Source organism: Bradyrhizobium sp. NAS80.1 (genome assembly GCF_001908205.1).
Taxonomy (GTDB): domain Bacteria; phylum Pseudomonadota; class Alphaproteobacteria; order Rhizobiales; family Xanthobacteraceae; genus Bradyrhizobium.
Genome location: NZ_LGHL01000246.1, coordinates 1 through 3,037, shown reverse-complemented (window position 1 = coordinate 3,037; position 3,037 = coordinate 1). Strand labels below are relative to the sequence as shown.

General features: G+C 63.1%; 1 protein-coding gene and 2 pseudogenes. All 3 read right to left on the bottom strand.

Annotation, left to right across the window (positions count from 1 at the left end; genetic code table 11):
• Nucleotides 1-199: pseudogene (locus AC629_RS39885) on the bottom strand (tonB-system energizer ExbB); the annotation flags it as partial.
• A 5-nt stretch (nucleotides 200-204) separates the two neighbouring features.
• Nucleotides 205-894 carry a Fe2+-dependent dioxygenase gene (locus AC629_RS39880; RefSeq protein ID WP_084810158.1) on the bottom strand — a complete coding sequence of 230 codons (690 nt, stop codon included), beginning with the start codon at nucleotides 892-894 and terminating at the stop codon, nucleotides 205-207.
• A 2-nt stretch (nucleotides 895-896) separates the two neighbouring features.
• Nucleotides 897-3,037 (bottom strand): annotated as a pseudogene (locus AC629_RS39875) (TonB-dependent receptor); the annotation flags it as partial.

The window sequence follows — 3,037 nt, the reverse complement described above, 5'->3', positions numbered from 1 at the left end:
CGGGGGCGGTCGCCGTCGAAGCCGCGGGCGCCGGAGCGGTGGCAGAAGGCGCTGCCACCGGAGGCGGGCTGACCAGAGCCGGCTGAGCCGCCGATTGTACCGGTGCCACTGGCGAGGTTTGCGTCTGGGCAGAAACAGGGGATGCGAGCCAGGCGGCCGCCAGCATCGCGGCTGCGACAAGGCTTGCTTGGAAGGACATGATCTTCATACTTCGGCCCAGTGTCGAATGAGGTTGTGATAGATACCCGTCAATTTGACCGTTTCGGGATCGTCACGCCCGAGCCGTTCCACCAGCGCCTGAATCGCGGTGTCGAGGTCAAAGATCATGCTCCGGGCTTGGTCGTCCCGTATCATGCTCTGAAGCCAGAAGAAAGACGCAACCCGCGTTCCCCGGGTCACCGGCGTGACGAGATGCAGGCTGGTCGAGGGATAGAGCACGCAGTCGCCTGCTGGCAACTTGACTTCGTGCGAACCGTAGGTGTCCTCGATCACAAGTTCGCCACCGTCGTACTCTTCCGGCTCGGCCAGGAATAGTGTGACCGACAGGTCTGTGCGGATGCGAAGGCCGGTCAGGCGGTCGCCGCGGATCGCGTTGTCGACATGCAGTCCGAAATGGTGACCGCTGCTCGCCGCATAGCGGTTGAACAGCGGCGGGAAGATCTGCAGCGGGATCGCCGCCGCGATGAAGCGCGGGTTCGAGGTCAGCGCCGAGATGATGCGGTTGCCGAGCTTGCGCGCGACCTCGCCATCCGGCGGCAATTGCTCGTTGCGCTTGACCATCGCCGACTGCGCGCCGGCGGTGGAGCGGCCGTCTTCCCAGCCGCTGACATCCATGATGCGGCGGAACTCCGCCACATCATCCTTGCTGAGAACGCCAGGCAGGCACGTCAACATGATCAGAACTTCGCCGTTGTCACGAGGTAGAACGCCCGTCCCGGCGCGACCGCCACGAACGGCACCGCACTGCGATAGAGCGTATCGTAGTACAGCTTGTTGGTCAGGTTCTGCGCGTAGAGCTTCATGGTCCAGTTCTTGTCGATCTTCTTTTCCACGAACGCGTCGAAGCGCCAGTAGCTTGGCAATTCGTTGCCGGTATTCGCCGCAAACGTGCCGCCATACACCTTCGAGCGGTACACCGCCTGCCCGCCCAGCTCCCAGCCGTCGTCTAACTTGTACTTGGTCAGCATGCTGAACGACTGGTGGGCAACGTTGGCAAGCTGCAGGCCGATGTTGGAGGGGATGTTGCTCTGCGTGACCTTCGACTGCATCAGCACCAGGCCGCCGAAGATGCTCCAGCGGTCAGTGATCTTGCCTTCGGCCTCGATGTCGATGCCCTGGATACGATAGGCCGCATTCGAGGTGAGCAGGCCCGCGGCATTCGTCTCGCGTGCATTGTCCTTCGTCGTCTGGAACAGCGCCGCGGTGACCAGCAGGTGACGATCCGCCAATTCCCACTTGGTGCCGACTTCGGCCGCCTTGTTGAGCTCGGGCCCAAGCAGAATGGGCGTGTTCGCCGGCACGCCACCGTAATCGGTGCCGGTCGCATCAAGCTCCGATCCGAACGGATTGGCCGAGGTCGCATAGGCCGCGTAGACGCTGCCGATCGACATCGGCTTGTAGAGCACGCCGACGTTGTAATTGACGAGGTCGGAGTTCATTTTCAGGTATTTCGGCGAATTGGTCGACGAACTCATGTTGTAGCCGTCGTAGCGGATGCCGCCATTGACAATGATAGTGTCCTGCCAGTTGGCAGTGTCCATCAGATACACGCTGCTGGTGTTGACGCCGTAGCGTGTCGGGTTTCCTGCAAGCGACGGAATGCCGAACGGAATATACGTGTACTGCGGGGCGTAGAGATTGACCCCGGTCACGGCGCCGGTGCTCGTGAAGGGGCTGCCGGCCAGTTCCGACGCGAGGCCGGCGTAACGGTCGATCGAGACGTTCTCGTTCGCATATTCGACGCCGAACACCGCGGTATGCTTGACCCCGCCGGTGTCGAGCTTGAACGTGGCCTCGTTCTGGTTGTCCCACACGTCGACGTTCTGGTAGCGGCTCTGCGCGCTCGCCGTCGTCGTCCAGAGCAGCGGGTTGGGGCTCGTCGTGTTCGGCCCCTGCGGCAGCGTTCCGATGTAGTTCAGCAGCGAGTGCTCGCCGCGCACCTTGCTGCTCAGCGTGATGGCCTCGTTGACCTTGTATTCGATCGTGCCGGTGCCGAAATCCTGCCGCGCGGTCTGGAAGTCGCGGTTGAGGAAGCCGTACCAGTTTCCGCGCGGGATGCCGGCCGATGTCACCGGGACATTGCCCTGCTTGTAGTAGGGCACGCCGAAATCCGGGTAACCGCTGAGGTCGGTATGGACGTAGTTCGTCGTGATCTTGATGTCGCTGGTCGGGGTATACTTGGTCGAGATGAAGCTGCCCCAGCGATCGTCGGTCACGTAGTTGCGGCCGGCGACATTGGCGTCCTGGAACAGGCCGCCCGCGCGCACCGAGAACGTCGGATCGATGACCTGGTTGACGTCAAGCGTGACACGCTTGGTCATGTCGGTGCCGAACTCGGTATCCATTCGCTGGAAGTTGGCGTCGCGCGCCTGCTTGGTGACGATGTTGATGGCTCCGCCGGCAGTGCCACGGCCGGCGTAGGACGAGGCCGGGCCGCGCAAGATCTCGATCTGCTCGGTGAAGAAGTTCTCGCGGATGGAGACCGCGGGATCGCGGATGCCGTCGATGAAGACGTCGTTGCGCGCGTCGAAGCCGCGGATGAAGAAGCGGTCGCCGAACGCGTTGCCGCCCTCGCCCGAGCCCAGCGTCACGCCGGCGGTCGAGCGCCCGATCTCCTTCAGCGTCGTGGCGTTCTTGTCCTCGAGCACGTCCTTTGTGAGCACCGTAATCGATTTTGGTGTGTTGAGGATCGGCTCAGGGAACTTGCTCGACGCCTGCACACGAGTGGCCATGTAGGGCGCAGCCGGATTTGCGTAGGGATCCCCGTCCACCTCGCCGGCCGGGGCTGGGGGGAGCGGACTGCTGGGCGGCCTGCTGG

Excerpts from the sequence above, each read along its gene's own strand:
- AC629_RS39880 (WP_084810158.1), bottom strand. The coding sequence starts at position 894 with ATGTTGACGTGCCTGCCTGGCGTTCTCAGCAAGGATGATGTGGCGGAG.